Origin of the sequence: Streptomyces sp. NPDC101118 (genome assembly GCF_044759445.1) — a bacterium.
Classification (GTDB): domain Bacteria; phylum Actinomycetota; class Actinomycetes; order Streptomycetales; family Streptomycetaceae; genus Streptomyces.
In genome coordinates, this window is sequence record NZ_JBIVZG010000002.1 from 384,981 (window position 1) to 411,453 (window position 26,473).

26 protein-coding genes are annotated in these 26,473 nt (G+C 76.0%); 14 read left to right on the plus strand and 12 right to left on the minus strand.

The window, feature by feature from the left end:
* The first annotated feature begins 106 nt into the window (after window positions 1-106).
* The gene (gene tpx / locus ACIQUQ_RS04665) at window positions 107-607 is read left to right on the plus strand and encodes a thiol peroxidase (protein WP_403971279.1); all 501 of its coding nucleotides are present in this window, start codon (window positions 107-109) and stop codon (window positions 605-607) included.
* A 174-nt stretch (window positions 608-781) separates the two neighbouring features.
* Here tpx and ACIQUQ_RS04670 read toward each other — a convergent pair whose 3' ends face one another.
* From ACIQUQ_RS04670 to ACIQUQ_RS04690, 5 genes are all read right to left on the minus strand, one after another.
* The gene (locus ACIQUQ_RS04670; RefSeq protein WP_403971281.1) at window positions 782-2,365 is read right to left on the minus strand and encodes an SDR family oxidoreductase; all 1,584 of its coding nucleotides are present in this window, start codon (window positions 2,363-2,365) and stop codon (window positions 782-784) included.
* Between the two features lie 291 nt (window positions 2,366-2,656).
* Window positions 2,657-3,913 (minus strand): MFS transporter, encoded by a 1,257-nt coding sequence (locus tag ACIQUQ_RS04675; protein ID WP_403971283.1) that lies wholly within the window; start codon window positions 3,911-3,913, stop codon window positions 2,657-2,659.
* The gene (locus tag ACIQUQ_RS04680; RefSeq protein WP_403971285.1) at window positions 3,904-4,413 is read right to left on the minus strand and encodes a MarR family winged helix-turn-helix transcriptional regulator; all 510 of its coding nucleotides are present in this window, start codon (window positions 4,411-4,413) and stop codon (window positions 3,904-3,906) included. Before ACIQUQ_RS04680 ends, ACIQUQ_RS04675 begins: the two co-directional genes overlap by 10 nt.
* A 70-nt stretch (window positions 4,414-4,483) precedes the next feature.
* On the minus strand, window positions 4,484-5,800 hold the full coding sequence (locus tag ACIQUQ_RS04685; protein WP_403971287.1) for a M20 family metallopeptidase: 1,317 nt from the start codon (window positions 5,798-5,800) through the stop codon (window positions 4,484-4,486).
* 111 nt (window positions 5,801-5,911) lie between these two features.
* Window positions 5,912-6,679, minus strand: a complete 768-nt coding sequence (locus ACIQUQ_RS04690) for a hypothetical protein (RefSeq protein ID WP_403971289.1) — start codon at window positions 6,677-6,679, stop codon at window positions 5,912-5,914.
* Between the two features lie 123 nt (window positions 6,680-6,802).
* On the opposite strand from ACIQUQ_RS04690, the gene ACIQUQ_RS04695 reads away from it, so the two are divergent.
* A complete protein-coding gene (locus ACIQUQ_RS04695) occupies window positions 6,803-7,594 on the plus strand; it encodes a metallophosphoesterase family protein (RefSeq protein WP_403971291.1) in 792 nt (263 codons plus the stop codon).
* On the plus strand, window positions 7,585-7,944 hold the full coding sequence (locus tag ACIQUQ_RS04700; RefSeq protein WP_403971293.1) for a hypothetical protein: 360 nt from the start codon (window positions 7,585-7,587) through the stop codon (window positions 7,942-7,944). The genes ACIQUQ_RS04695 and ACIQUQ_RS04700 overlap by 10 nt, the downstream gene beginning before the upstream one ends.
* A gap of 44 nt (window positions 7,945-7,988) precedes the next feature.
* On the opposite strand, the gene ACIQUQ_RS04705 is transcribed toward ACIQUQ_RS04700, so the two are convergent.
* Window positions 7,989-8,291, minus strand: a complete 303-nt coding sequence (locus ACIQUQ_RS04705; RefSeq protein WP_403971295.1) for a putative quinol monooxygenase — start codon at window positions 8,289-8,291, stop codon at window positions 7,989-7,991.
* Between the two features lie 164 nt (window positions 8,292-8,455).
* Here ACIQUQ_RS04705 and ACIQUQ_RS04710 point away from each other — a divergent pair, with 164 nt between their 5' ends.
* Window positions 8,456-8,929 carry a hypothetical protein gene (locus ACIQUQ_RS04710; RefSeq protein ID WP_403971297.1) on the plus strand — a complete coding sequence of 158 codons (474 nt, stop codon included), beginning with the start codon at window positions 8,456-8,458 and terminating at the stop codon, window positions 8,927-8,929.
* 15 nt (window positions 8,930-8,944) lie between these two features.
* On the opposite strand, the gene ACIQUQ_RS04715 is transcribed toward ACIQUQ_RS04710, so the two are convergent.
* Entirely contained in the window at window positions 8,945-9,844 is a 900-nt protein-coding gene (locus tag ACIQUQ_RS04715) for an arginase family protein (protein WP_403971298.1), read from the minus strand.
* Between the two features lie 427 nt (window positions 9,845-10,271).
* On the opposite strand from ACIQUQ_RS04715, the gene ACIQUQ_RS04720 reads away from it, so the two are divergent.
* The 5 genes from ACIQUQ_RS04720 to ACIQUQ_RS04740 all read left to right on the plus strand — a co-directional run bounded on the left by ACIQUQ_RS04720 (window position 10,272) and on the right by ACIQUQ_RS04740 (window position 16,028).
* The gene (locus ACIQUQ_RS04720; protein WP_403971300.1) at window positions 10,272-10,511 is read left to right on the plus strand and encodes a hypothetical protein; all 240 of its coding nucleotides are present in this window, start codon (window positions 10,272-10,274) and stop codon (window positions 10,509-10,511) included.
* Between the two features lie 916 nt (window positions 10,512-11,427).
* Complete coding sequence (locus ACIQUQ_RS04725) at window positions 11,428-12,330, plus strand: helix-turn-helix domain-containing protein (RefSeq protein ID WP_403971302.1); 903 nt, start codon at window positions 11,428-11,430, stop codon at window positions 12,328-12,330.
* Window positions 12,331-12,531: 201 nt separating this feature from the next.
* The gene (locus tag ACIQUQ_RS04730) at window positions 12,532-14,001 is read left to right on the plus strand and encodes an alpha/beta fold hydrolase (RefSeq protein WP_403971304.1); all 1,470 of its coding nucleotides are present in this window, start codon (window positions 12,532-12,534) and stop codon (window positions 13,999-14,001) included.
* A 122-nt stretch (window positions 14,002-14,123) separates the two neighbouring features.
* Complete coding sequence (locus ACIQUQ_RS04735; RefSeq protein ID WP_403971306.1) at window positions 14,124-14,936, plus strand: TylF/MycF/NovP-related O-methyltransferase; 813 nt, start codon at window positions 14,124-14,126, stop codon at window positions 14,934-14,936.
* A 66-nt stretch (window positions 14,937-15,002) separates the two neighbouring features.
* On the plus strand, window positions 15,003-16,028 hold the full coding sequence (locus ACIQUQ_RS04740; RefSeq protein ID WP_403971308.1) for a hypothetical protein: 1,026 nt from the start codon (window positions 15,003-15,005) through the stop codon (window positions 16,026-16,028).
* Window positions 16,029-16,208: 180 nt separating this feature from the next.
* On the opposite strand, the gene ACIQUQ_RS04745 is transcribed toward ACIQUQ_RS04740, so the two are convergent.
* Entirely contained in the window at window positions 16,209-17,909 is a 1,701-nt protein-coding gene (locus ACIQUQ_RS04745) for an FAD-binding oxidoreductase (RefSeq protein WP_403971310.1), read from the minus strand.
* Window positions 17,910-17,974: 65 nt separating this feature from the next.
* Between ACIQUQ_RS04745 and ACIQUQ_RS04750 the strand changes: the two genes are divergently transcribed.
* A complete protein-coding gene (locus ACIQUQ_RS04750) occupies window positions 17,975-18,592 on the plus strand; it encodes a TetR/AcrR family transcriptional regulator (RefSeq protein ID WP_403971312.1) in 618 nt (205 codons plus the stop codon).
* A gap of 194 nt (window positions 18,593-18,786) precedes the next feature.
* Window positions 18,787-19,029, plus strand: a complete 243-nt coding sequence (locus ACIQUQ_RS04755; protein ID WP_403971314.1) for a hypothetical protein — start codon at window positions 18,787-18,789, stop codon at window positions 19,027-19,029.
* Between the two features lie 204 nt (window positions 19,030-19,233).
* On the opposite strand, the gene ACIQUQ_RS04760 is transcribed toward ACIQUQ_RS04755, so the two are convergent.
* A complete protein-coding gene (locus tag ACIQUQ_RS04760) occupies window positions 19,234-20,352 on the minus strand; it encodes a PI-PLC domain-containing protein (RefSeq protein WP_403971316.1) in 1,119 nt (372 codons plus the stop codon).
* A gap of 164 nt (window positions 20,353-20,516) precedes the next feature.
* Here ACIQUQ_RS04760 and ACIQUQ_RS04765 point away from each other — a divergent pair, with 164 nt between their 5' ends.
* Complete coding sequence (locus ACIQUQ_RS04765) at window positions 20,517-21,110, plus strand: 3'-5' exoribonuclease domain-containing protein (protein ID WP_403971318.1); 594 nt, start codon at window positions 20,517-20,519, stop codon at window positions 21,108-21,110.
* A 57-nt stretch (window positions 21,111-21,167) separates the two neighbouring features.
* Window positions 21,168-22,403, plus strand: a complete 1,236-nt coding sequence (locus ACIQUQ_RS04770; RefSeq protein WP_403971320.1) for a hypothetical protein — start codon at window positions 21,168-21,170, stop codon at window positions 22,401-22,403.
* A gap of 39 nt (window positions 22,404-22,442) precedes the next feature.
* Here ACIQUQ_RS04770 and ACIQUQ_RS04775 read toward each other — a convergent pair whose 3' ends face one another.
* The 3 genes from ACIQUQ_RS04775 to ACIQUQ_RS04785 form a co-directional block, all read right to left on the minus strand.
* Window positions 22,443-23,096 (minus strand): DUF4232 domain-containing protein, encoded by a 654-nt coding sequence (locus ACIQUQ_RS04775; RefSeq protein WP_403971322.1) that lies wholly within the window; start codon window positions 23,094-23,096, stop codon window positions 22,443-22,445.
* 175 nt (window positions 23,097-23,271) lie between these two features.
* Window positions 23,272-23,652 (minus strand): nuclear transport factor 2 family protein, encoded by a 381-nt coding sequence (locus ACIQUQ_RS04780; RefSeq protein ID WP_403971324.1) that lies wholly within the window; start codon window positions 23,650-23,652, stop codon window positions 23,272-23,274.
* 74 nt (window positions 23,653-23,726) lie between these two features.
* A complete protein-coding gene (locus ACIQUQ_RS04785; protein WP_403971326.1) occupies window positions 23,727-24,569 on the minus strand; it encodes a GntR family transcriptional regulator in 843 nt (280 codons plus the stop codon).
* A gap of 267 nt (window positions 24,570-24,836) precedes the next feature.
* On the opposite strand from ACIQUQ_RS04785, the gene ACIQUQ_RS04790 reads away from it, so the two are divergent.
* Window positions 24,837-26,423, plus strand: a complete 1,587-nt coding sequence (locus ACIQUQ_RS04790) for a beta-N-acetylhexosaminidase (RefSeq protein ID WP_403971798.1) — start codon at window positions 24,837-24,839, stop codon at window positions 26,421-26,423.
* The last annotated feature ends 50 nt before the right edge of the window (window positions 26,424-26,473 follow it).

Below are 26,473 nucleotides of genomic sequence, written 5' to 3' on the forward strand. Positions count from 1 at the left end.
CCACGGGGGCGGGCCGGGTCCCCGGCAGCGGCCTGCGGTGCTTTCACCCGAAAGCATTAAGATCGCGAGCGGAATCAGCATCTCTGTTCGATAGGGGACACACCACATGGCTCAGGTCACGCTCAAGGGCAACCCGGTGCAGGTCAACGGCACCCTCCCGGCCCCCGGCACCCAGGCCCCCGCGTTCGCGCTCGTGGGGGCCGGCCTGGCGGACGCCGCGCTCGCGGACTTCGCCGGCAAGCGCAAGCTGCTCAACATCTTCCCGAGCGTCGACACCCCCACCTGCGCGGCCTCCGTGCGCGCGTTCAACGAGAGCGCCGCCAAGCTCGACAACACGGTCGTCCTCTGCATCTCCGCCGACCTGCCCTTCGCGCAGGCACGTTTCTGCGGCGCCGAGGGCCTGGAGGACGTCAGGAGCCTGTCGACCCTGCGCGGCCGTGAGTTCCACGAGGCGTACGGCGTCGCCATCGCCGACGGCCCGCTCGCCGGTCTGACCGCCCGCGCCGTCGTCGTCCTCGACGAGAACGACCAGGTCCTGCACTCCGAGCTGGTCGGCGAGATCGCCGAGGAGCCGAACTACGAGGCCGCCCTCGCGGCCCTGAAGTAACCCCGGTCGCCCGGTACGGGCGGACGGCGGCCGGACCGTGCCCGCCGCCCGCCCGTACCGCGGGGCCCGGACGTGTGCCTGGGCCGCGCTCGTCACGGCCCACGGCCCCGGTACGGGCCTGCGCGCCCGGTCGTCACGGCCCACGGCCCCGGTACGGGCCTGCGCGCCCGGCTGTTACGGGCCCCCGCCCCCGGTTGCGCCGCTGCCGCCCCCGGCGGCGTCCGCGCCGCCGCCCGCCCCCTCCTCCGCGGTCCGCGCGATCCGGCGGGCCATGCCGCCGAACACCACGGCGTGGAACGGCGCCACGCTCCACCAGTACAGCTGCCCGGCCAGCCCCCGCGGGTGGAACAGCGCCCGCTGCCGGTAGCGGGAGCGCCCGTCCCCGTCCGGTTCCGCGTACATCTCCAGCCAGGCCAGGCCCGGCAGCCGCATCTCCGCGCGCAGCCGCAGCAGGCGCCCCGGCTCGATCTCCTCCACCCGCCAGAAGTCCAGCGAGTCGCCGACCCGCAGCCGAGCCGTGTCCCGGCGCCCGCGGCGCAGGCCCACGCCCCCGACGAGCCGGTCCAGCCAGCCGCGCACCGCCCAGGCCAGCGGGAACGAGTACCAGCCGTTCTCGCCCCCGATCCCCTCGACCACCCGCCACAGGTCCCGGCTCCCGGCCGCCACCTCCCGCTCGCGCACGTCCTGGTACAGGCTGCCGCCCGCCCAGTCGGGGTCGGTCGGCAGCGGGTCGCTCGGGGCGCCGGGCAGCGAGGCGGATGACCAGCGGGTGGCGACGTCGGCCTCCCGCACCTTCTTCAGGGCCAGTGCCAGCGCCCGGTCGAAGGAGACCGGGGTCCCGGGCGGATCCGGCACCCAGTCGGCGATGTCGTGCTCCGCGCAGACGACCTCGTGGCGCAGCGACTCCGCGAGCGGCCGGGCCAGCCGCGGCGGGACCGGCGTGACCAGGCCGATCCACTGGCTGGACAGCCCCGGCGTCAGCATCGGCACGGACACGATCAGCCGCCGCCGGAGGCCCGCGACCTCGGCGTAGCGGATCATCATCGTCCGGTAGTCCAGGACGTCCGGCCCCCCGATGTCGAAGGCGCGGTTGACGTGGCCGGGCATCGCTGCGCTGCCCACGAGGTAGCGCAGCACGTCCCGGATCGCGATGGGCTGCACGCGGGTGGCCACCCAGCTGGGCGTCACCATGACGGGGAGGCGCTCGGTGAGGTAGCGCAGCATCTCGAACGACGCCGATCCCGAACCGATCACCACCGCGGCCCGCAGCACCGTGGTCGGCACGCCGGACGCCAGCAGGATGCGGCCCACCTCGGCGCGGGAGCGCAGGTGCGGCGAGAGCTGTGCCTCCGGCACGTCCCGGGGCGTCAGCCCGCCGAGGTACACGATGCGCCGTACGCCGGCCTCCGCGGCCGCGTCGGCGAAGCAGCGGGCGGCGAGGCGGTCGGTGCGCTCGAAGCCGGGGCCCGAGTTCATGGAGTGCACCAGGTAGTAGGCGACGTGCACCCCGTGCAGGGCGTCCCGCAGGCTCCCGGCGTCGGTGACGTCGCCCTTCACCACCTCGACCTGCCCGGCCCAGGGGTGGTCCCGCAGATGGGCGGGGGTGCGGGCAAGGCAGCGCACCCGGTACCCGGCGCGGAGCAGCTCGGGCACGAGCCGCCCGCCGATGTAGCCGCCGGCACCGGTCACCAGGCACAGCGGCCCGGCACCGGCCCCGGGCTCCGCGTCCTCCGTCGGTTGGGGAATCACGGGCACCATCCTCTCTCCCCCCACCCCTCCCTTCCGCCCGGGAGAGCCGTACGGACGCACCGCGCGCGGGGGAAGTGCGCAGTCACCCGTAGGTGCCGGAGGCGGGGCGGTCCGCACGCGCAGGACACCGGAGGTCGTGCGTACGGGCAGGACGCGGGCCGGACGTACGGGCCGCCCGCCGCCCGCGGTCCGTAGGCCCGCCGCGCCGGCTGCGCGCGCCCCGCCCCCGCCGGCTGCGCCCGCCCCACCCCGCCGGCCGCGCGCCCCGACCCGCCGGCCGCGCGCGCCCCGACCCACTCCTCAGGACCCCGTCGGCACCACCGGACCGCGCCCGCCGTCCGGCGCGCCCCGCAGCTCGCGCGTGCCGGCCGCGACCGCGGCGACGGCGGCGAGGCAGAGCAGCCCGCCCCCGGCCAGCGCGACGGTCCCGGACGTGGCGCCCGCGACGAGCCCGGCCCGCAGGTTGCCGAGTTCCGGGCCGGCCTGTCCGACGATCTGCTCGGCGGCCCCCACCCGCCCGAGCAGCCCGGCCGGGGTGTGGGCCTGGACGACCGTTCCCCGGGACACGACGGACACGGTGTCCGCCGCGCCCGCCACGACCAGCAGCCCCAGCCCGGTCCACGCGTCCGCGGTCAGGCCGAACAGGGCCAGTGCCGCTCCCCACACGGCGGACCCGCCCAGCATCACCAGCCCGGGGCGCGGCAGCCGGGTGAACGTCCCGGAGAGCAGCGACGCCGCCACCCCGCCGACGGCCAGGGCCGTCAGGAACAGGCCCAGCGTGCGCGGATCGTTCCCGAACCGCTCGGCGTTGACCAGCGGGAACAGGCTCACCGGCATCGCCAGCACGGTGGCTGCCAGGTCGGTGAGCAGCGCGCCGCGGATGACGGGCGTACGCACCAGGAAGGCGAGTCCGTCCAGCACCCCGCGCACCCCCGGCCGCGCCGGTTCGTCCCCGGGGCGCAGCTGGGGCAGCCCGTACGCGCCGGCGAGCGCGGCGAGGAAGGTGAGGGCGTCCACGAGGTAGCAGACGCCGACGCCCGGCCCGCCGGCGACCAGCCCGCCCAGGGCCGGCCCGGCCAGCATGGCGGCCTGGAACGAGACGCGCCCCAGGGCCAGCCCCGCGGCCAGCTGCTCCCCGGGCAGCAGCGAGGGGACGAACGTGCGCGCGGCCGGGCCCGCCCCGGCGACGAAGCAGGACTGCAGCGCGACGAGCCCCAGCAGCCCCGCGGCGGGCAGCGGAGCGAGGAACCCCTGGAGCGCGAGCAGCCCGGAGCACAGGGCCTGACCGCCCGTCATCAGCAGGTAGAACCGCCGCCGGTCGACCCGGTCGGCGACCGAGCCGGCGAAGAGCCCGAGCGCCACGAGCGGAACCGCCTGGGCCAGCCCGGCCGCCCCCGTCCACGCGGTGCTGCCCGTGGTCTGCCAGATCTGGAACATGACCGCGACCAGCGTCATCTGGCTGCCGAACCCCGACAGGGACTGCCCGACCCACAGCCGCCGGAACGCCGGCACGGTGCGCAGCGGTGAAACGTCAACGAGCGCCCGCCTCAGCCCCATTCGGGGTCCTCGGCCAGTTTCTCGGCGATCCGGTCGTGGAAGCTCCGGCGCTCCAGCGCCCGCTCGATGTCGGTCACGACCTGCGAGAGCGGATACGGCACCTCGGCCTCCAGGTCCGCCAGCGCGGCCTCGGTGGCGCGCCATTCGGCCGCGAGCCGCCCCACGACGCTCCGGGCCTTCTCCGTGAGCGCCACCCTCCGGGTCCGGGCGTCGTCGCCGGGAACCGTCTCCACCCAGCCGGCCGCGCGCATCGCGGCCACCTTCTGGCTGAGCGCGGAATGGGTGCGCTCCACCGACTCGGCAAGCTCCCCGATGGTCATGGGTCCGCGGGCGTAGAGCCTCAGCAGCTCCATCACGAAGCTGGGTTTGAGGCCCTGGACCGCCGACCCGGAGTAGATCCGGTCGATGTCGGCGTCCATGGACGCCTGGAGGAGGCGCAGGGGCCGCCAGAGGCTCTGCTCGGAGGGGTCGGGCGTGCCGGGCTTGGGGTGTTGGGTCACCGACCGATCGTAACAGCGCTTATATAAGTGCTGTTACGATCGGTCGCGCACGTCGTCCGCCGGTCCGGCCTCAGCCCCCGTCGAGCGTGCCGTTGAGGTGGTCGTACGCCGTGTGGACGTGCAGGCGGACGCCGGTGGCGAGGGTGGCGTCGTCGGCGTAGAAGGCGGGGTTGTGGTTGGTGACCAGGCCCCGGCCGCCTGGTACGGGGACGGGCGCGCCCCGCGCGTCGAGCTCGGCGTCCTGGACGCCGAGCATCACGTACAGCCCGCCGTACCGGTTGACCAGCTCGGACACGTCGTCGTACCCCAGCGTCGGCGAGGTCTCCAGCACCCGCCCGGCGCCGACGACGCGCCGCAGCGTCGGCAGCGCGGCCGTCACCCACCCCTCGGTGTTGTGCACGGGCGGCACGTCCTGGAGGTAGTCGACCGCCGCGGTGCAGGAGTACGCGGCCGCGCTGTGCTCGACGAGCCGGGCGAGCCGCTCCTGCACCTCGCCCATGCCGGACTCCACGGCGCAGCGGATCGTGCCCCACAGGGTGACGGTCTCGCCGATGATGTTGAACCGGCCGACGTCCTCGACGTGCCCGATCGTGACCGTGACGGCGTCGAAGGCGCGCAACTGCCGGTACAGCTGCCCGATCCCGGTCAGTACCGCGCCGGCCGCCGGCATCGGGTCGATGCCCTGCCAGGGCGTGGAGCCGTGCACCTGCCGGCCGGTGATCACGATCCTGACCAGGCAGGACGCGGCGTACTGGTTGCCCACGCGGTACCCCACGTACCCCTTCGGGAAGGGAGTGACGTGCATCCCGAAGGCCATGGTCGGCTCCGGGTCCGCGAACGCGCCCTCCGCGACCATCTGCCGCGCCCCGCCCGGCTCGGTGACGGGCGGGCCCTCCTCGGCGGGCTGGAAGACGAACAGGACGGTGCCGGGCAGCCGTTCGCGCATCCCGGCCAGCACGGTCGCCGCGCCCATCAGCATGGCGGTGTGGCAGTCGTGCCCGCACGCGTGCGACACCGGGAACGGGCCGCCGGGGTAGTCCGTGTCGACCACGGTCGACGCGAACTCCACCCCGCTCAGGTCCTTCACCGGTAGGGCGTCCATGTCGGCCCGCAGCGCGACCACCCGCTCCCCGGGCAGCCCGCCGCGCAGCACGCCGACCACCCCGTGCCCGGCGATCCCGGTGCGCACCTCGTCGAGCCCGAGCGAGCGCAGGTGGCCGGCCACGTACCGCGCGGTGCCGGCCTCCCGGTTGGGCAGCTCGGGATGCCGGTGCAGGTGGTGCCGCCAGGCGACCACGTCCGCGGCCGCCTCCGCAGCCCGCCGGTCCAGTTCCGCGTACACCACCCGCCGGTGCGGATCCGCGTACACCGTCTCGTCGTCGCCCATGCGCGCCCTCCGTCCGTCCGTACGTGCACCCGTGCCGACGGCGGCAGCCTACGGACCCGGGCCGCGCACCCGGAGCCGGATTTCGCGCCACCGCCCGCCACCGCCCGGGGGTCAGCCGAGGTGGGCCGGCCAGTGCGGGTCCTCCCAGCGGGCCGGACCGGTCAGCGAGAGCAGCCTGACGCGGTGGAGCACCTCCTCGTGGCCGGGCGTGCCGCGCAGCCGGGCGGGCACGTGCCGGACGAGCCAGCCGCAGAGTTCGGTGCGCAGCGCGTCCTCCTCCTCGTCCTCCCAGGGCAGCCAGGGGAGTTCGTCGCGCAGCAGGTCGTTCTCCCACCATCGCGCCGCCTCCGCCAGCCGGCGGTCCGCCACGGGGTCGTCCAGCGCCTCCCAGGCGGCGAGCCACGGGGTGAGCGTGCCGGACGCCTCGGCGCACACGACCAGCACCTCGTGCGCGGGGTACGGGAACTCCGGGCCGGTCAGCACCCGTGCCCACCACGCGTGTAGGAACTCCCACACCGCCGTGGCCTGACCGGAGGGCCAGTCCCGCCACCCGCCGCGCGCGAAGGACGTGCCGACGTTCTGCCAGCCGACGAGCGGGTCGACCCGTCCCGCGGCGAGCTCCCGCGCCAGCTGGGGCAGGACGCGCCGCAGCACCGCGCCGTGGTCGTCCCAGTCGGGCGCGTACCAGGTCCGGTCCAGGAGACCGGCGTCGAGCTCCACGTCCGGGACCTTCAGCAGCGCGAGCTCCTCCGCGCTGCCCCAGTGGCAGTCGCACTGGGCCTCGTCGGCCCGGGCGGTCATCCCCCGAAACGTTTCGGCGACGCGGTCCAGCGCAGGGCCGAGGGAGAGCGGCGGCGGGGGAGTGGACGGGGAGTTCATCGGCGTCACGCCTTCTCAGGACTCCGGCCGGCCTCCGCCGGCCGAAGGTCGCCACCTTACCCGCCGCTCAGCGGCGAGCGAACACCCTTTCGTCCGGCCGCGGTCCGCACCAAGGTGGTGATCATGCCGAACCACCGGACCGTCGCGGTCCTCTCCGACGTCCACGGGGTGCTGCCCGCCCTGGAGGCGGTGCTCGACGAGCCGGACGTACGGGCCGCCGACCGCATCGTGCTCACCGGCGACATCGCGGCGGGCCCGCAGCCCGCCGAGGTCCTCGACCTGCTGACCGGTCTCGGCGACCGCGCGCTCTGGATCGCGGGCAACGCCGACCGCGAACTCGTCGAGTACCGCCGCGGGCAGCGCGACGCCATCCCCGACCCGATCGCCCCCTGGGCGGCGGAGCAGCTGCGCGAGGACCACCTGGACCTGCTGGCCGCCCTGCCGCTCTCGCTGACCCTCCCGCTGGACGGCCTGGGCGAGGTGCTGTTCTGCCACGCCACGCCGCGCGACGACGAGGAGACGGTGCTGGTGGACTCCCGCCCCGACCGCTGGCAGGAGGTCCTCGCCGGTGTCGACCCCGCCGTACGGACCGTCGTGCTCGGCCACACCCACATGCCGTTCGTCCGCCTCGCCCACGGCCGGCTCGTCGTCAACCCCGGCAGCGTCGGCATGCCGTACGGCCGCCCCGGCGCCCACTGGGCCCTGCTGGGCCCCGGCGTCGCCCTGCGCACCACGGACGTCGACGCCGACGCCGCCGTGGCCCGGCTGACCGGGGACTCCGCGTACCCCGGCATCGCCGGCTGGGCCGACGCGTACCTCCGCACCCCACCGACCGACGCGGACGCCCTGGCGGCCTTCGGCCCCCGCGACGGCCGCACCGCACCACCCGACCGGGAGACCCGCACATGCCACTGAGGACACGTACGCTCCGCCTCGGCCTGTACGCCGACGCCGAAGGGCTGGCGTGGACCCTCGGCCTCGTCGAGGACGCCGTACGCGCCCGGAGCGCGCGGATCGCCGGCACTGCCGTCGCCCACACCCTGCCCGGGGGCCACGTGACGACGGCCGAGATGTACGACGTTCTCGTGGACCAGTGGGCCTGGGAGCACCCGGGCCAGGACCCGGGCACCCGCGAGGCGGTGGAACTGCGCGTCCGTCTGGTCTGCTCGCTGCGCACCTGGCGCGCCGTGCGCAAGACCGTGCTCCGCACGATGTGCCCGCCGTCCACGGAACCGCACGTCTGCCGGGTCCCGTGGTTCGCCTGAACCGCGCCGTCCGCGCTCCTGGGCCGTGCGGACGGCCGTGACCGTCAGGCCACCGGAGCGCCGGACAGTTCGAGCACCTGCGCCGGGCCCGCGCGGAAGGCCTTGCCGGCCGCGTCGGCCTCGACCATGTGCGGGGCGGACCCGTGGGCGGCGAGGTCCGCCCTCGTGGCCCAGTGCTCCAGCAGCACGAAGCGGTCGGGCTCCCCGCTCACCTCGTGCAGGTCGTACTGGAGGCAGCCGTCCTCGGCGCGTACGACCGGCGCGAGCCGCGCGAACGCCTCGGCCTGCTCACGGCCACGGCCCGGAAGGGTGCTGATGAGGATCACGAGTCGTACGGAGTCGGTCATGCGCCGCACCCTAGGCCCGCCCACGACCGTCGGGCGACGGCATTCCACCAGGCGGACACCCCGCCGGACCTGGCCCGGGACCTGGCCCGCCGACCTCGCTCCGACACGGAACCGTCGGGCCGCGCAACGCATCTGAGAGGGCGTCGCACACGAGGGAGGCACGGATGTCGGGTACGGGGAGCGGGAGCGGGAGGGGTGCGGGCCGGCGGCCCTGGCAGGTCGAGGCGGCCTGGCGGCTGACCCTCGCGGCGTGCGCCGCGGAGGCGGTGGTGTGGGTGCTGGGCGCCTTCGTGGTCGAGCCCACCGGTCTGGACGACATGACCGCGGCCGTCGGGGCCGGTGCCGCCGCCCGGCAGCTGGCCCTGTCCGGTGCGGTGTCGGCCGTGCTCCTGGCGGCCTGGATCGCCGTGGCCGCGTACGTACGGGCGGGCCGCGGGTGGGCCAGGATCGTGCTCACCGCCGCCGCGGCCGTGGCCCTGCTCGCCCGGGCGACCGACCTCGGCATGGACGGGACGGTGCCCGGCGGCTGGGCCCTCCTCGCCGCCCTCCCCGACCTGCTGGGCGCGGCCGCCGTCGTACCGCTCCACCTGCCCGCCGCCCACGCCCACTTCCGGCGCCGCCCGCCCGCCGCGGCCTGACGGCCCGCCGTCCCGTCAGGCGAAGGCCTCGACGACCAGGTCGGCCAGCAGAGCGCCCGCCTTCGCGTCCGGGTCGAGGTCGGGGTCGTAGACGGTCACGTTCAGACCCACGCACCTCGGCGAGCCGACCAGCACCCGCAGTAGCCCCGCCAGTTCGGCCGGCAGCAGCCCGTCCGGATCGGGGCTGTCGACCGCCGGCATCACGGAGGGGTCCAGCACGTCCGCGTCCAGGTGCACCCAGAACCCGTCGGTCACGGGCGGGTGCAGCCCGTTCAGCGCGGCCTCGGCCACCGCCGCCGCCCCGCGCTCCCTGATCTCCCCGACCGGGGCCGCGGAGATGCCCGCGGCGCGCAGCTCCGGCAGGTCCCCGTCGCCGTCGCGCAGCCCGAAGAGGCGTACGTCCTCGTCGCGCAGGTACGGGCCGAGGCCCTCCAGGTCCGAAAGCCCGGCCTGGCCGCGGCCGGTGGCGAGGGCCAGCTCCTCGCCGCCGGCCGCGCCGACGGGGCCGTTGACCGCCTCGTTGCCCGGGTGGCGGAAGTCCGCGGAGCCGTCGATCGCGGCCAGCCCGTACCGGCCGAGCCGGCGCATGGCGAGGGACGCGCCGAGCTGGATCGAGCAGTCGCCGCCGAGCACCACGGGGAAGTCGCCCGCCCGCAGCAGCGCCTCGATCCGGTCGGCGAGGGTGACGGTGTACGTGGCGAGGGGCCCGGCGTGGAAGACCCCGTCCCCCTCCCGCCAGTCCCCACGGTCGTAGCGCGGCGGCACGACCACACCGCCCTCGACGGCACCGAGCCGCCGCAGCAGCCCCTGCTCGCGCAGAGCGCCGGCCAGCTTGTACACACCGGGCACGGCCCCGGGCACGGGCGGCCGGAGTCCGAGGTTGGACGGGGCGTCGAGGAGAACGATGCGTCGCATCCCCCCATCCTCCGCCAACGCCCTTCCCTCCGCTCGGTTCTGGAGAAAGGGGGCGGGTGGCCGGCGCCGGGACAGGCCCTACGAGCTGAGGCGGCGGCCGGGGTCGCGACCGGGCGAGGGGTAGGGGGTGGCGGAGCTGCACCAGGCCCGGCCCGGGCACCATGGTCAGGAGGGCCGCCACCAGCAGCTGCCCGCCCGTCACCCTGCCGACAGCCGACAGCCGCCGCCGGGCACGGGCGGCGGACGGCGTGCGCCGTTCGCCGTCCCGCGCTGGTTGGACGGGCTACGCCGCGCCCGCGTCGGTCCCGCTCCGCGCCGGCCACCGGCAGTCGCGCGCCCCGAGTCCGGACCGGCTCCCCCCGGGCCCGCGCGGCGGTGTGTGGCTGAACGCTGTCGTCCGCCTCCCATCCCCTGCAACCATCCGGCCATGACCAGGCTCACCGCCCGTACCGCCGCCGCCCTCACGCTGGCCGCCGCGGTCACCGTCCTCACCCTCCCCGTGGCCCAGGCCCGACCCATGCCCACGTGTCCGAACTGCATCAACGTCCAGCCGGTCTCGTCCGAGGACGGCGGCCGGTGGGGCACCATGCGCACCGCCGACGCCTCCCCGGACGGCTGGGGCCAGGACTTCCCCGACGGAGAGTCCGGCCCGCCTCCGGCCACCTGACCCGCTACCGGACCTGACCTCGTCCTGAGCCTGACCCGCTTCCCGGCCTGGCCCGGGCAGACCTGGCGGCCGCAGGCTGTACGCCGTGAGGCTCGGAGTACGCGGCAGGCCCTGCCGTACCCGGTAGGTCCTGAGGGAACGCCGCGGTTCGCCGACCGCGCCGCGGGGTCCGCCCGAACCTTCCAGGCTCCGGCCGAACGCCGCACGGTCCGGCGGAACTTCGCAGGCCCCTGGCAGATCTGTCGCGGCGGCAAGGAACGCGTGCGGTGGTGCAGGTCCGGCCGCAGCCGGCGACGGCCGTCGTACGGGATCCGGCCGAACCTCGTGGGGCCCGCGGTCCGGGTCCGGCCGGAGCCGGCCTGGTGACGGGGCAGGTACGCCCGCCGCTCCCGCACGGCCTGCCCGCCCAGGGAGTGTCGCGGCGGCAAGGAACGCGTGCGGTGGTGCATGTTCGGGCGCAGCCGGCGACGGGCTTATGCGGGATCCGGCCGTGCCGACGCCTGGAGTGCCCGGCGCGCCAGTGCACGTGCGGCCGCAGCCGCGGTCCCACAACCTCTGTGCGGGGTCCGGCCGAGCCCCGCCAGGTGCCTCGTGGTCAGGGCCCGGCCGAATCCGGCTGGCAGGGCAGGGCAGGGCAAGGCACGGCAGGGCGAAGCGCGGCGGGCCCGCCGCTCCCGCACAGCCCGGCGTCCCTCGGAGGCGGGTGCGTCAACAAGACCCGTATGCGCAGTCCAACACCGCAGTCGCCGGCCACGACCCTCGCCCGGAGCCCGGAGCCCGGAGCCCGGAGCCCGGAGCCCGGAGCCCGGAGCCCGGAGCCCGGCCCCGCCCATCGCCCCCTGCCCGGGACGGGGGAGGGGCGCGGGGGTGCACGACGCACTCCCGCCCCCGACAGCCCGCCACCTCGGAGGTATCGATGCGTCAGGAACCCGCCACCGCGAAGGTGCAGCCGCCACCGCCGGCGCACGCCTTCCGCTCCGAGGCCGTCCAGGAGCGCCGCGGGCTCGTCCGGCAGCGGATCCGGACCGCAGGGATGACGGTCAGCGACATCCTCCGCTGCGAGGACCGGCCGGCCTTCGTCGGGCCGGGGCACGCCGCCTCGTACACCGTGGTGCTCGTCAGGGCCGGCGCCTTCCTCCGCCGAGTCGAGGGCGAGGAGTTCTTCCTCGACCCGACCGGCGGTTACCTGATCAGCCCCGGGCACGAGCAGCGCGTCGCCCACACCGTCGGGGCCGGTGACCGCTCCACCGAGATCGTGTTCCCCGAGCGGCTGTTCGCCGACCGCTTCGACCGTACGGCCGCCACCAGCCGCTTCCAGATCAGCGGTGCCACCGACCTGCACCACCGCGCCCTGCTCGCCGCCGCCCCCCGCGGCGCCGAGCCGTTCGAGCTCGCCGAACGCCTGCACCCCCTCCTCGACGCCGTGGCGGCCGCCGGCGGCCGCTGGCGCGCGGACGGTCCCGGGCGCGGGCCGACCGTGCGGGTCCACGGCAGGCTCGTACGCGACACCTGCGCGGCCCTGGCGGCCGGGCCGGCCGCCCTCGGGCTCTCCCTGGAGGAGCCGGCCCGGCTCGTCGGCACCTCCCCGCACCACCTGAGCAGGGTGTTCCACGCCGTCACCGGCACCACCCTCACCCGCTACCGCAACGAACTGCGCGTACGGGGCGTGCTGCACGCGGTCGGGGAGGGTGCCGACGGGCTCCGGGACCTCGCCCACCGGTACGGGTTCGCCGACCAGGCGCACCTCACGCGGACCTGCCGCCGCCACACGGGCCAGGTGCCCAGCGCCGTACGGAGGCTCCTCGCGGACCGCGCATGAATCTTCGACGCGGTACGGCGGCCCCGGCCGCAGGATGACGGCGGCCGGCCACACGGGACGCGCTCCCGTTCCGCAGGGGCCGGCCGGCGCCGCGGCACCGCGCGCGGCGCGCCCACCGCCACCGGCGACGGCCAGGGGGACGCAGATGATCCTTCCCGACCGATCCCGCACGGCCCTGGCGGCCGTACTGACGGCCGCCGCGTGCCTGGCCACCGCCGCGGCGCCCGGCAGCTCCGCCGGCCGCCGGTGCCCCCCCCCGCCACCGCCGCCCCTCCCGCCACCGCCGCCCCGCCCGCCACGGCGGCCCCCACCGCCCCGCACACGCGTCCCGCCCCGCACACCCGTCTCGCCTCGCCCACCCGCCCCGACGCGCTCACCCCCGCCGCCCCGCACACCCCGGCCCTCACCCGCCACCACCCCTGCCCCGGCCAGCCGGACGTCACGTGCGCCGACCTCGCCGTCCCCCTCGACCGCAGCGGCGCGGTCCCCGGCACGCTCACCCTCCGCGCCGCCGTCCTCGGCCGCGCCGACGCCCCGCGCGGCACGCTGCTGTTCCTCACCGGCGGCCCCGGCCAGCCCGGCGTCCCGTACGTACCCCGGATCCGCTCCCGGCTGCCCGGGGCCCTGGCCGAGTACCGGCTCGTGATGGTCGACCAGCGCGGAACCGGAGGCTCCGCCATCGACTGTCCGGCGCTCCAGCGGGAGGCCGGCAGCAGCGACACCGTGCCCCCCACCGCCGGCGCCGTCACCGCCTGCGCCCAAATCCTGGGCGAGAAGCGGAACTTCTACACCACCGCCGACACGGTCGCCGACCTGGAAGACCTGCGCCGCGCCCTCGGCATCGGCTCCTGGACCGTCGACGGGGTTTCGTACGGCACCTTCACCGCCGCCCGGTACGCCCTCACGCATCCGGGGCGGGTCCGCAGGCTGGTGCTGGACTCCGTCGTCCCGCTCGCCGGACCGCAGGTGCTGTACGAGGACTCCCTCGGCCACACCGCCCGGGTCCTGCGCGCGGCCTGCCGCGAACAGCGCTGCGGCTTCGACCCGGCCCGGGACCTCGCGAAGGTCGTCCGCAGGGACGGCAACGGCGTCGGCGTGTTCAACCTCCTCGTGATCGCCGGCATCATCGACCCCCGGCTCGACGACCCGCGCTTCGGGATCCTGGACGCCCTGCACGCCTCCGCCGCCAGCGACCGGACCCGCCTCGATCCACTCGTCGCCGGCTTCTCCGGGCCCGGGGAGGAGACACCCGCCGAGTTCAGCTCGGGCCTGCACGCCGCGACCCTGTGCGCGGACGGCGTCTGGCCGTGGGGTGACGCCTCGGCACCGGCCGAGGGCCGCGAGCGGGCACTGGCCGCCGCGGTACGGCGCATCCGCCCGGCGGACGCCTGGCCGTTCCGCCGCGAGACGGCCGGCGCCCAGGGCATCCCGCTCACCTGCCTGCCCTGGCCCTCGTCCCGAGCCCTTCCGGCCGCCCCGCACCGCACCCTGACCATGCCCGTGCTGCTGCTCGCCGGCGACCGCGACCTGTCGACCCCCGTGCAGTGGGCGCGCGAACTGGCCGCCACGACCCCGCGGGCCGAACTGGTCGTCGTACCCGGCGCCGGACACTTCACCCAGAGCCGCAGCGACGAAGGCGCCCGCGCAGCCCAGCAGTTCCTCCTCCGCTGAGCCCGCGGAGCGACGGCACCCGGGTCCGGCCGCGCGCCCCCGCAGGCCGCGGCCGGACACCGCACACCGATCTTGGTCCGAATGGCAGACAGGCGCGGGATTGGAACGTACGCTCGGGCGGCATGACGTGGCGTTCGAGTGTGAACCAGAAGTTGGCGCAGCTCACCGGTTATGAGCTGCGCAAGGCCCGCCCCGCCGGGAAGGCGACCCCGACCCCCGCGGCGGCCCCGAAGGCGGCGGCCCCGAAGCCGGCCGGACTCCGCTTCCCGGCGGACTACGACGACGGGGCCAAGGAGATCATCACCGCGGTCAAGCCGTGGACGATGACCTCGGTCGAGCGCCTGAACGCGCTGGTCCAGTCCGTCCGTTACGTCACCCGGCACGAGCTGCCCGGCGACATCGTCGAGTGCGGCGTGTGGCGCGGCGGCAGCATGCAGGCCGTGGCCCGCACCCTGCTCTCCCTGGACGTCACCGACCGGGAGCTGTACCTCTTCGACACCTTCGAGGGCATGACCGAGCCCACCGAGGAGGACAAGCGCGTCGACGGCGCCAGCGCCGCCGACCTGCTGGCCACCCAGGGCAAGGACCGGCCGATCTGGGCGCTGGCCACGCTGGACGACGTACAGGACGGCTTCTCCCGGATCGACTACCCGGCGGAGCGCCTGCACTACGTCCAGGGCAAGGTCGAGGACACCATCCCCGAGCAGGCGCCGGAGCAGATCGCGATCCTCCGCCTGGACACCGACTGGTACACCTCCACCAAGCACGAGCTGGAGCACCTCTACGACCGGCTCGTCCCCGGCGGCGTGCTGCTGCTCGACGACTACGGCTACTGGCAGGGCTCCCGCCAGGCCGTGGACGAGTTCCTGGAGGAGACGGGCGCCCGGCTGCTGCTGACCCGCATGGACGAGGGCCGCATCGCCGTGAAGCCCTGACCCGGACGGAGGACCCGCCCGCCCCGGCGGCCGCCGGACCCCGCACCCGCACGCGAGAGTGGGGGAGTGGAACTGGAGTCGGCGGCCGCCGAACTGTACGGGCTGGACCCGGCCGGGTTCACCGCGGCCCGGGACGCCCTGGCCGCCCGGGCGCGGCAGGAGGGCGACCGCGCCCTCGCCAGGCGGATCGCCGCGCTGCGCAGGCCGACGGCGGCGGCGTGGGCCGCGAACCTCCTCGCCCGCCGCAGGCCCGCCGAGGCGGAACGCCTGGTGGAGCTGGGCCGTGCCCTGGGCGAGGCGCAGCGGACGCTGGCGGGGGAGGAGCTGCGCGAGCTGTCCCACCAGCGGCACGTACTGGTCACCGCCCTGGCGAGGGATGCCGCGGCGCTGGCCGCGGAGGAGGGCCGGCCCGTCTCGGAGCCGGGCCTCAGGGAGATCGAGCAGACCCTCCACGCGGCCCTGGCCGACCCGGAGGTCGCCCAGGAGTGGCTGGCCGCCCGCCTGGCCAGAACCCCACCCCCGCCAACGGGCTTCGGCATCGAACCGGACCCGACGGCGGTACGGGCCCGCCGCCCGTCCGCACCCGCGGCGGCACGGTCCCACCGCCGGCCCGAGCCCGAACCCGCCCCGGCGGCGGAGCCGGAACCGGCCCCCGGACGGTCCCGCCGTGCGTCAGCCACCCGCCGGGCGGACCCGGGAACCGCCACGGAGCGGGGGCCGGACACGGCAGGGGCCGGCCGCCCGGCAGATCCCGGCTCGGAGCCGGAACCTGGGGTCCCCGCCCCCGACCCCGCGCACCTGCGTGCCCTGGCACAGGCACAGGAGGCCGCCGACACGGCCACCCGGGAGGCCGAACGCGGCCAGGAGCAACTCCGCGCGGCGGAAGAGGAGCTCCGCCGGGCCAGAGCGGCGCTCAGGGAACGCGAGGAGCAACTGGCGGAGGCGGAGCACCACCTCGCGGAAGCCCGCAGCACGGCGGACCGCGCCGCCGCCCACCACCGCGAAGCCGCCCGCACCGCCCGCGCCACGCAGGAGCAGGCGGACGAGGCAGCCCGCACCCTCACCCGCCTGCAGGCACCCCCGGCCCCCTGAACGCCGGGCCGTGTTGTCCACCGGCACCGGCGGAGCAACCCGGCCCCCGGCCACTGACGCCGGCGGAGCCATCCGGTGCCGGCGGAGCCATCCGGGGCCGGCCGAGCCCCCCTGGTGCCGACGGAGCCCCCCGGTGCCGGCCGAGCCCCCCGGTGCCGGCGGAGCCGGTGGCCCGGCGGGTCAGTCGATCAGGATGCCCGGGTTCAGGATTCCCGCCGGGTCCAGGGCGTGCTTGGCGGCGCGCAGCGCGGTGGCGAAGGGGGCCGGGCGCTGGAGGTCGTACGCGGGGCGGTGGTCGCGTCCGACCGCGTGGTGGTGGGTGATGGTGGCCCGGTGCCGGTGCAGCACGTCGTTCGCCACGGCCTTGAGGTCGTCCCAGAGGGCCACCTCGTCGCCGGGCCGGCCCGCGGCCAGCACGGTGAAGTACGGGGCCGCCCCGTCGGGGTACACGTGCGTGAGGCGGCAGTTGACGGTCGCCGGGTACCCGGTGGCCTTCCGGGCCGCCGCGCCGACCTCGGTGCGCACCGCCTCGATCAGCCCCGGGATCCGGTCCCAGGTGGCTGCCGTCTCGAAGGTCTCCGCGACGGCGCCCATCCGGGCCAGCCCGTCTCGCAGGTACGGCATCCGGAGGAACGCCGAGCGCCAGGCGTCCACCGCCCCGTCCGCCGCCCTGTCCCCGTCCGCCGCCCTCCTGCCGTCCGCTGTGCTCCTCCCGCCGGTCGCCCCGCCCGCGGCGCCCGCCCCGCCCGCCCCGCCCATCGGGGACGTGCCGCCCGCCGGTCCGGACGTGCCGTCCGCCCGGCCCCCCTGCGAGCGGGCCAGGTCGACCGCCTGGGCCAGCCGGTCCGTGACCGGGAAGTGGGCCGACTCGAAGCCCAGGACCAGCACCGCGCTGCCGTCGTGCGAGGCGCCGGACATGGCCGCCTCGCCGGCGTCCAGCAGCCGGCAGTTGGCCGGCATCAGCCCGGACTGGGCGATCAGCCGTACGGCCTCCAGTGCGGCGTGGAGGTCGGCGAACGCCACCGCCGCGGAGGCCTTGTGGACGGGACGTTCCTGCAGCCGCACCCACGCCTCGGTGATCACGCCGAGCGCGCCCTCGGAGCCCAGGAACAGCCGGTCGGGCGACGGACCCGCCCCCGATCCGGGCAGCCGCCACGACTCGCTCACGCCCGCCGGCGTGACCACCCGCAGCGACTGGACGAAGTCGTCGATGTGCGTGGGCCCGGTGGCGTAGTGACCGCCCGCCCGGGTGGCGAGCCAGCCGCCCAGCGTGGAGAACTCGAAGCTCTGCGGGAAGTGCCGCAGCGTCAGCCCGTGGGGCCGCAGCTGGGCCTCCAGGTCCGGGCCGAGCGTGCCGGCCTGGATGCGGGCCGCCCGGCCGGGCGCGTCGACCTCCAGCACCCGGCCCATCGCGGTCAGGTCGAGGGAGAGGACGGCGCGGTGGGCGTCACCGCGGTACTCCACCCCGCCGGTGACCGAGGACCCGCCCCCGTACGGCACCACCGCGACCTCCCGCTCCGCGGCCCAGTCCAGCAGGTCCGCCACCTCCCGCTCGTCCCGAGGGCGGGCCACGAGGTCCGGGACCCGCCCGGGCCGGCCGCGGAGGGCGCGTACGACGTCACGGTAGGCCTTCCCCATGGCGTGGGCGGCGCGGTCCTCGGGGTCCGTGCGCACCACGTGCGCCAGTGCGGCGGGCGGCTCGACGGCGGGGGCTCCGATGCCCAGGTCCGCGACGCGCGGCACCGGCAGGGGCCGGGCCGACGTGCCCGGGAGGAGGGCGCCCATCGCGACGCACTCGGCGTCGTCCGGGTGGGCGTCCGTCCACCCCCACCCCCACCAGGAACGGGTGCGGGACGTGGGCTGCGTCGCGGTGCCTGCCATGGCTGTGCTCCAGGGGGTAGCAGTAACTTACCTCGCGGTAAATTACCTACTGATAATATCGCCGCATGGCAACCCCCCGATCCAAAGCCGGCACCAAGGGCGTCCCCCGGCGGGACCGCGAGCAGCAGATCCTCGCCGCCGCCACGCAGGAGTTCGGCACCCACGGCTACGCGGCGGCCTCGCTCGCCGCGATCGCCGCCCGCGTGGGGGTCACCAAGACGCTGCTGCATCAGTACTTCGGCACCAAGGAGGACCTGTACGTCGCCTGCCTGGCGCCGGTCGGCGACCGCCTCCTGGCGGCGATCCGCACCGGCATGGGCCACCAGGGGACGGGGCCGGGCACGCCCCTGCGCGTGCTGCGCGGGATCTTCGACGCCCTCGAAGGGCAGCGGGAGGCGTGGTTCGTGCTGTACGACACCACGCTGCCGGCCGGCGGCGAGGCCGCCCGGCGGGCCGCCGCGTACTGGTCCGCCATCGACGCCCTGGCCGCCGGCGGCACGGCCGACCTGCTGCGCGCCACCGGCTCGGCGGACCCGCTGGACGCCGACGCCCTCAAGTACGTCTGGCGCGACCTGGTCGCCACCCTGGTGCGCTGGTGGGTCAAGCACCCCGAGGAGTCCCCCGAGGCCATGGCCGCGCGGTGCGCCCGCCTCTTCGCCGCCGCGGCTGCCCTGACGCCCTGACGTCGGGAGGTCCCGACACCCTGACGTCCCGACACCCCGGCGTCCCGATGCCCCCACCCGCCCTGGGGCCAGGCCGGCGCGCGGCCGGGCCGCGGGTGCCGCCGCAGGCCCGCGGCCGGCCGGCATTCCCGCCGGTCCCGTGGGCCACTCCCGCATCAGGCTTAACGTGCGCGTCGGCGTGGAACCCGTCCTGCATGACCGAAAGCGCGAGTCCCCACATCTCCCGCCCGAGGGTCACCGTTCTGGGAGTGCAGAGCGGCGACCCGCCCTTCCGCATCGTCGAGGTCGACGGGGAGGTGGTGGGGATGGCCAAGTCCATGACGGACGTGATCCTCATCGCCTCGGAGGCGGGGGTCCACATCCACGACCTCGACGACCTGGAGACCGTCCGCTGGGTGGGGGGAGGCAAGTTCACCTGGCAGCTCCACCACTTCTGACCCGGCCGCCCGGCGTCGAACTCCGGGCGGCCGGGTGCCCCGGCCGGCCCGGACTCCCGCAGTCCCGGCCGCCGCCCGGACCGCCCGGATGCCCCGGCAGCCCGGATGCCCCGGCGCCCCGGCGGCGCCGGGCGCGGTCCGGGGCGCGCGGGGGTCAGGGGCTCGGCCGATCAGAGGCTCGGCCGGCTCAGCAGCTCGGCCGACTCACGGGCTCGCGTTGAGCTCCGCCACGATCGAGGCGGGCGTGTGCCCGCTGCCGTCCGAAAGCCGGTGGAAGTCGACCGAGACGTAGTTCGGGTTCCGGCCCCCGGTCGCGGTCCGGCACTGCCCGGCGATGCGGTCCCGCAGCTTCGTCCCGTTGTCCAGGGCGGCCGTGAGGACGGTGGGCACGTTGCGGTGGTGGCTCATCGTGAACAGCCGCCGGAAGCCAGGCTCCTGCCGGTCCAGCGGCACGTCGGACCAGCGGGTGACGCAGGCCAGGTCGTTGCCGAGGTCGCCCAGGCTCCAGTAGTTGCTGACCGTCCAGGACCTGTCGTACATGACGCCCAGGTGCTCGCGGTCGGAGCGGTCCGAGAAGACCAGCAGCCGCTTCCCCGCAGTGACGAGGTCCGCGACCTTGGGCCAGCCCTTCTGCCGCACGCCCCAGTCGTCGGCCCGGAACAGCAGCTCGTTCAGCCCGCGCACCCGGCCGAGGGAGTTCTGCAGCTGCCCGGCGCTGACGTAGTCCTCCAGGAAGACGGTCACGACCTCCTGGGGGTGGCCGGCGAGGAAGTCCACGACCGTCTGCATCGTGCCGTGGAACGACTGCCGGGGCAGGGCGTACGTGGCTCCGGCGAAGGTCTTGCAGTCGCCGTGGCACAGGTACACGTCGCTCGGGTAGCAGTCGCTGCCGAAGCTGATGATGCAGAGCCAGGTGCTGCGCTCGTACCAGTGGGTGTCCAGGCTGAGGCCGCGCACGCCGTTGTCGAGCTGGGCGCGCACCGACTCGGACTGGTTCACCGAGCTCCAGCGGGAGTCCTCGTAGTTGGTGAAGGCGTTGTGGGTGGTCAGGAAGGCGACCTCGTCGAGCCGGCGGTCGCCCCAGCGGGCGGAGGCGGCGTCGGCGGCCGCCCGGGTGGCCGCGGTGGCGGTGGCGGTAGCGGTGGCGGTGGCCGGCGTGGCCGCGGTGGCGGCGCCGGCCGCGGCGCGGGAGCCGGCCGGCGCCGGGGCGGCGGTCGCCGAGGCCGCCGTACCGAGCAGGGCCAGCAGCAGGAGGCATACGAGGGCGCGCAGGCCGCGGGGGCCGCGGCGCCGCCCGCGCGAACGCGCTCGTAACATGTCCATGACAATCATGCGGGGAGGCTACCGCGCGGTACCCGCGTCCCGCTGCCCCCGCGCAGTGCCTTCCCGCGACGGGCCCGAGCCCCGTCGCGGGGCCTCGGAGGAGGCGGCGGCGACGCCCGGAAATCCGGATGACCCGCGGCCCCCCGGCTGACATGCTCACGGACATGTCACCCCGCAAGATCCGGCCCAGCCTCTACATCTCCGTCGACATCGAGGCCGACGGCCCCATCCCCGGTCCCTACTCCATGCTCAGCCTGGGCGCGGCCGTCGCCGGCCGGCAGGACGCCGACGGGTACGTCCCCGCCGACCCCGAGCGGCAGACCTTCTACCGCGAGCTGCGCCCGGTGAGCGACGCGTTCGTGCCGGAGGCCCTGGCCGTCAGCGGCCTCGACCGGGAGCGGCTGCGCACCGAGGGGACGCCGCCCGAGGCGGCCCTGCGCGCGTTCAGCTCCTGGGTGCGGCAGGTGTCCGACGGAGCGCAGCCCGTGATGTGCGGCTACCCGGCCTCGTACGACTGGACCTTCCTGTACTGGTACCTGATCCGGTTCACCGGGGAGAGCCCCTTCGGGCACTCGGGCTGCCTGGACATGAAGACCCTCTACGCGGCCAAGGCCGGGCTGCCGCTGCGGTCGGTGGCCAAGGGGACGATGCCCCGCGAGCTGCTGTCCCGGCGGCGGCACACCCACCACGCCCTCGACGACGCGATCGAGCAGGCCGAGCTGATGAGCAACCTGATGCTCTGGCGGCCGGAGGCCTGATCACCCGACGGGCCCGCTGCGGGGGTGCCCCGCAAGCCCTGCGGCCACAATGGAGGCATGGCCTCCGAGGTACCCCCCGGCATCCCCGGCCCGGACCCCGCTCCCACGGACACCTGGCCACCCGCCGGGGGAGCGCCCGACGGGCCCGACGGCCCGCGTGCGGCCGCCGGTCCGGACGCCCCCTCGCACCCCGACGGGGGCGCGGCCGCGGACGACGCCCGGGGGACCGCGCCGGACGGCGACCGGAACGAGGCCCCGGACGAGGCCCAGGGCGCCGCGCCGAACGACGCGCGGGACGCAGCCCCGAACGACGAGCACCCCGACACCTCCGGCCGCACCGAGGAGGGCCTCGCGCGCTGGCTGCTGCGTTCGGTGCTCGCCGACCCCGGCCACCTCCCCGAGATCCTGGCCTCCTTCGCCTCCCGCCGGCTCGGGACCGCCGCGGCCCGTACGGTCGCCAAGGTGCGCGCCGATCACCCGGACGCGCGTCCCGAGGAACTGCGCGGCATGGTGGCGAACCGGGGCCGGCGGATCGTGGTGACCGAGGGCTCCTTCGTCGGCGGCCCGTTCATCGTGGTGATCCCCTTCGCCTTCTGCGCCGCCCTGCTGGCCCAGCTGCGCATGTGCCTGGAGCTGGGCGCGCTGGCAGGCCGCCCCGCCACCTCCCCGGACCGGACCGCCGAACTGCTCGTGATCCAGGGGGTCTACCCCGACATCCCCACGGCCGGTGAGGCCCTGGAGAAGCTGGCTGCGCGCACGGACCGCGACGGCGACCTCGCGCCGCCGCCCGGGCCGCGTCCGTCAAGGGTGGCCGCACTGTGGTCGCTGGTGAAGCGCATGGCGTACCTGCTGGGGCTGCTCGGTCCGGAGGAGGACACCTCCAGGCTCATCGTCAAGATCGGCCGCTGGGCGCTGGTGGGCCTGGTCTTCCTGGTGGGGCTGGTGGCCCCGCTGGTCTGGATCCCGTACCTCGGGTGGTCCTACCACCGGTCGACGGGGGAGCTGGCGGCCCGCACGGTGGCCTTCTACGGCGCGGCGACGCCGGCCGAGGCGGCCGAGGCGGTCGCCGAGGTCCATCCGGCGGCCGCCGACCCGGGCATGATCGCGGCGGCCCTGCGGACCCTCTCCTCGCTGCTGGTGCCGGTCGGCGCCGTGATCCTGGTCTTCGTGGCCGCCGTCGACGACTCGCGCTGGCCGCTCGCGGCCGTGACGGTGACCGTGCTCTCCCTCGCCGTCGGCGCCATCTGGTACCTCCGCCACCGCATGCGCCACCGCCGCCCCTCCCACGACTGAACACGCGGACGGACGGCGGGGGCGGGCCGGGGGTGTGCCCTAGAGGCTCAGCGCGTCCTCCGCGTTCGTCACCCAGGGGGTGACCGAGTTCTTGTCGGGGGACACGTACAGGCCCGGGGTCGGCGCCTTGAGCGGGGTCTGCACGAGGTCGGACGAGGTGTCCATCGTCATGGCGATCCAGTCGACCGTCCTGCCCTTCCCGTCGTGCGCGCCGCCCATCAGACCCGCGTACGCGGACTCGCCCGGGGCCAGCTTGAAGGCGTCCTCGATGCCCGGCGCCGTGCCGCGCTGCGTGGCCTGCCCGTCCAGGTCGCCGAAGGTGACGACGGGGTGGCCCAGGACCCGGCAGGGCTTGGTGCTCTTGTTGGTGACCTTCAGCAGGTAGCTGCCGGTCGTGGGCTCCGCCAGGCTCGCGGTGAACTTCACGTCGAAGGTGCTGCACGGGAACACGTCGTAGTCGGGGTCGGTGCTCCCGCCGCCGGTCGCCGTGGGCGCCGGCGCCGTGGTGGACGGCGGCGTCGGCTTCGCGGAGGCCGTCGGGGCCGTGGAGGGGGAGGCGGAAGCGGAGGCGGACGCGCCCGGGCCGGGCGTCTTCCCGCCGCCCGACGCGTCGTCCTGCGAAGGGCCGCAGGCCGTCAGGGCGAGGGCGGACACGGCGGTGAGGACGACGGCGGCTCTGCGTACGGTGCTCATGATGCTGTCCCCCGGGGTGAGGAGCGCGGAAGTGCGCTGGGCGTGGCACCAGCGTCCCGGAGAAGCTTCACGGCTCTGTGACGGCGTCTTCCCGAATCCACCACGGACCGGCCTCCGGCCGCGAGCCCCCGCCTCCACTGCCTCCACCGCCCCACGGCCCCCGCACGCCCACCGGTCAGAACATGGTGTTGCCGTTCAGGGACGTCGGCGGGACCACCTGCAGCACGTCCCAGTGCTCCACGATCCGGCCGTCCCCGTCGAAGCGGAAGATGTCGATCCCGGCGTACTCCTCCTCGGGCCACGCCTGGTGGCAGTGGAGCACCACGTGGTCGCCCTCCGCGAAGGCCCGCTTGAACACCACCCGCTTGCCCGGGTATTCGGCGGCCATCCGCTCGAAGTACGCGACGAACGCCTCCTTGCCGTCGCCGACGTGCGGGTTGTGCTGGGTGTAGGTGTCGCCGACGTACCGTTCGACGGCCTCGGCGGGCCGGCACTGGTTGAACATCAGCTCGTAGAACGCCATCGCCGTGGCCTTGTTGCGCACCGGATCGCTCATGGCGTCACCGTACGGGCGGAGCCGGGCCCCCGCATGACGAACCGGGCGGCGGGGCCGAGCACCGGAGGCCGGGCTCAGAGCACCGGCTGGACGTCCCCCGTGGTGACCGACCGGCCGTGGGCGCCCGCCGCCAGGTCGCCGGGCGGGATGCCGGGGTGGTGCCGCAGGCCGTCGCCGTCGCCGTCCGGCCCGCCGAGCGCGATGCGCGACACGATCCGGTAGCGGTCGCCGCGGTACACCGAGTGGACGTACTCGACGGGCCGCCCCTCCCGGTCCGTGGTCAGCCGCTCGAACCGCAGGGCGGGGGAGTGCGCCGGTACGCCGAGCAGCCGGGCCTCCCGGTCGCCCAGCACGGTCGGCTCGATGGCCTGGACGGCCTCGTGGACCCGTACGCCGTGCCGCGCGCCCAGCAGTTCGTAGAAGTCCCCGCTCTCCATGTCACCCGGGGCCAGGCCGGGGACGAGCGCGGCCGGCACGTGCAGGTGCTCGATCGCCATCGGCTCGCCGTCCACCAGCCGCAGCCGCGCGATGTACGCCACCTCGTCGGCCGGGGGCAGCCGCAGCCTGCGCCCCAGGGCCGTGCCCGCGGGCACCGTGGCGAATTCCAGCACCCTGCTGGCCCAGCTGCCTCGCGCCCGCGGCAGGCTGAACCCCGGTTCGGCGCCGGCCGGCGCCAGCTCCTGGGTGATCTTGGCCCGGGCGACGAACATGCCCCGCCCGTGCTCGCGGACCACCAGGCCCGCGGCCACCAGTTCGTCCACCGCCGCGCGCACCGTGGGCCGGGACACGCCCAGTTCCTCGCACAGCGCGCGCTCCGACGGCAGGGCCGCCCCCGGTGCGCCGGACTCCGCCAGACCGCGCAGGTGGTCGCGTACCCAGATCCGCTTCGGAACCGGACCTCCGGACGCCTCGGCCATGTTCCCGTCCTCTCGTCCACCCCGTACAGCTGACCAGACCAGCTCGGCGATGTTACCAGTCGGCGGACCGGCCGCGGCAAGCCTCCGGCGCGCACAAACTGCTGTTTCAGAAGGCAAGTTGAGGGGCGCTGGGCAGAGTTTCCGGCCTCTTGACCGGCCTCCGCCCCTGTGCCATTTTCCTTACCAGTTGCTGGCCAGTTCGCGTACTGGTCGGGCTACTGGTCAACGCCCCACCCCCCCCGCAGAGGAGGACCCCCCGTGAGCCTGGTGAGCCCGTCCCGTCCGCTCCCGGCCCACGGCGGCGCCGTCCCCGCCCTCCTGCCCGCGCCCCGTCACCTCGCCCGCACCCCCGGGCACTTCACCCTCACCCCGGACACCGCCGTACGCGCCGACCCCGCCGCGCAGCAGGCCGCCGCCCTGCTGCGCACCCTGCTCCGTCCCGCCACCGGCCTCCCCCTCCCGCCCGCGGCCGACGGGGCCCTGTCCCTCGCCCTGGACCCCGCCGAGCACCCGTCGCTGGGCGCGGAGGGCTACCGGCTGGACGTCCGGCCCGACGGCGTAGGCCTGCTCGCCGCCCGGCCCGCCGGGCTCCGGAACGCCGTACAGACCCTCCGCCAGCTGCTGCCCCCGGAGGCGCTGGCCGACCGGCCCGCCGCCCCCGGCACCGCGTGGACGCTGCCCTGCGTGGAGATCGAGGACCGGCCCCGGCACTCCTGGCGGGGCCTGATGGTCGACACCGCACGCCACTTCCAGCCGCTGGACCGGCTGCTGTGCACCGTCGACCGGATCGCCCTGCACAAGCTCAACGTCCTGCACCTCCACCTCACCGACGACCAGGGCTGGCGGCTGCCCGTGGACGCGTACCCCCTGCTGACCGAGGTGGGCTCGGTCCGCGCCCGGACCCCGCTGGGGCCGCCGGGCTCCGGGCGCCGGGACGACCGGCCGCACGGCGGCGCGTACACCAAGGCCGAGCTGCGGCGACTGGTCCGGTACGCGGCCGAGCGCGGGGTCGCGATCGTGCCGGAGGTCGAGATGCCCGGCCACGCGCGGGCCGCCCTCGCCGCCTACCCGCACCTCGGCAACCACCCCGGCCGCCCGCTCGACGTGTGGACCGAGTGGGGGATCTGCGACACCGTGCTCGGCGTTCACGACGCCGCCCTCGACTTCTGCCGGACGGTGCTCGACGAGGCGATGGACCTCTTCCCCGGCCCGTACGTCCACCTCGGCGGCGACGAATGCCCCACCGCCGAATGGGAGTCCAGCCCCGCCGCCCGTGCCCGCGCGGCCGCGCTCGGCCTCCCCGGCCCGCGTGCGCTGCGCGGCTGGTTCCTCGGCCGGGCCGGAGCCCACGTGCTGGCCGCCGGCCGGCGCCCCGTCTGCTGGGCCGAGGACGACACCGACGCCCAGCCGCCCGGGGCCGTCCTGCCGCCCGAGTTCGCGCTGATGGCCTGGCGGGACGCCCGGCACGGCCTGGCCGCCGCGCGGCGCGGCCACGAGGTGGTGATGGCCCCGCACCGCTCCACGTACCTCGACTACCCGCAGTCGGACCGTCCCGGCGAGCCGGCGGGCCAGCCCGGCGCGGTGGTGGACCTGGCCGCGGTGTACGCCAACGACCCCGCGCCCGCCGCCTGGCCGGCCGGGCCCGCGGCACGTGTCCTGGGCACCCAGGCCCAGCTCTGGACAGAGTACGTCACCACCGCCGACCGGTACGACCGCCTCCTCTGGCCCCGGCTCTGCGCCCTCGCGGCCCGGGCCTGGAACCCGGACGGCGACTACCACCGGGACTTCCTCCCCGCCCTGGCCGCCCACCGCCCGCGCCTGGCCGCCCTCGGCATCGACGGCCAGACCCCCTGACCCGCGGGGCCCGCACCGCGCACCCCGCAGGGCCCGAGCGCCACCCGAGC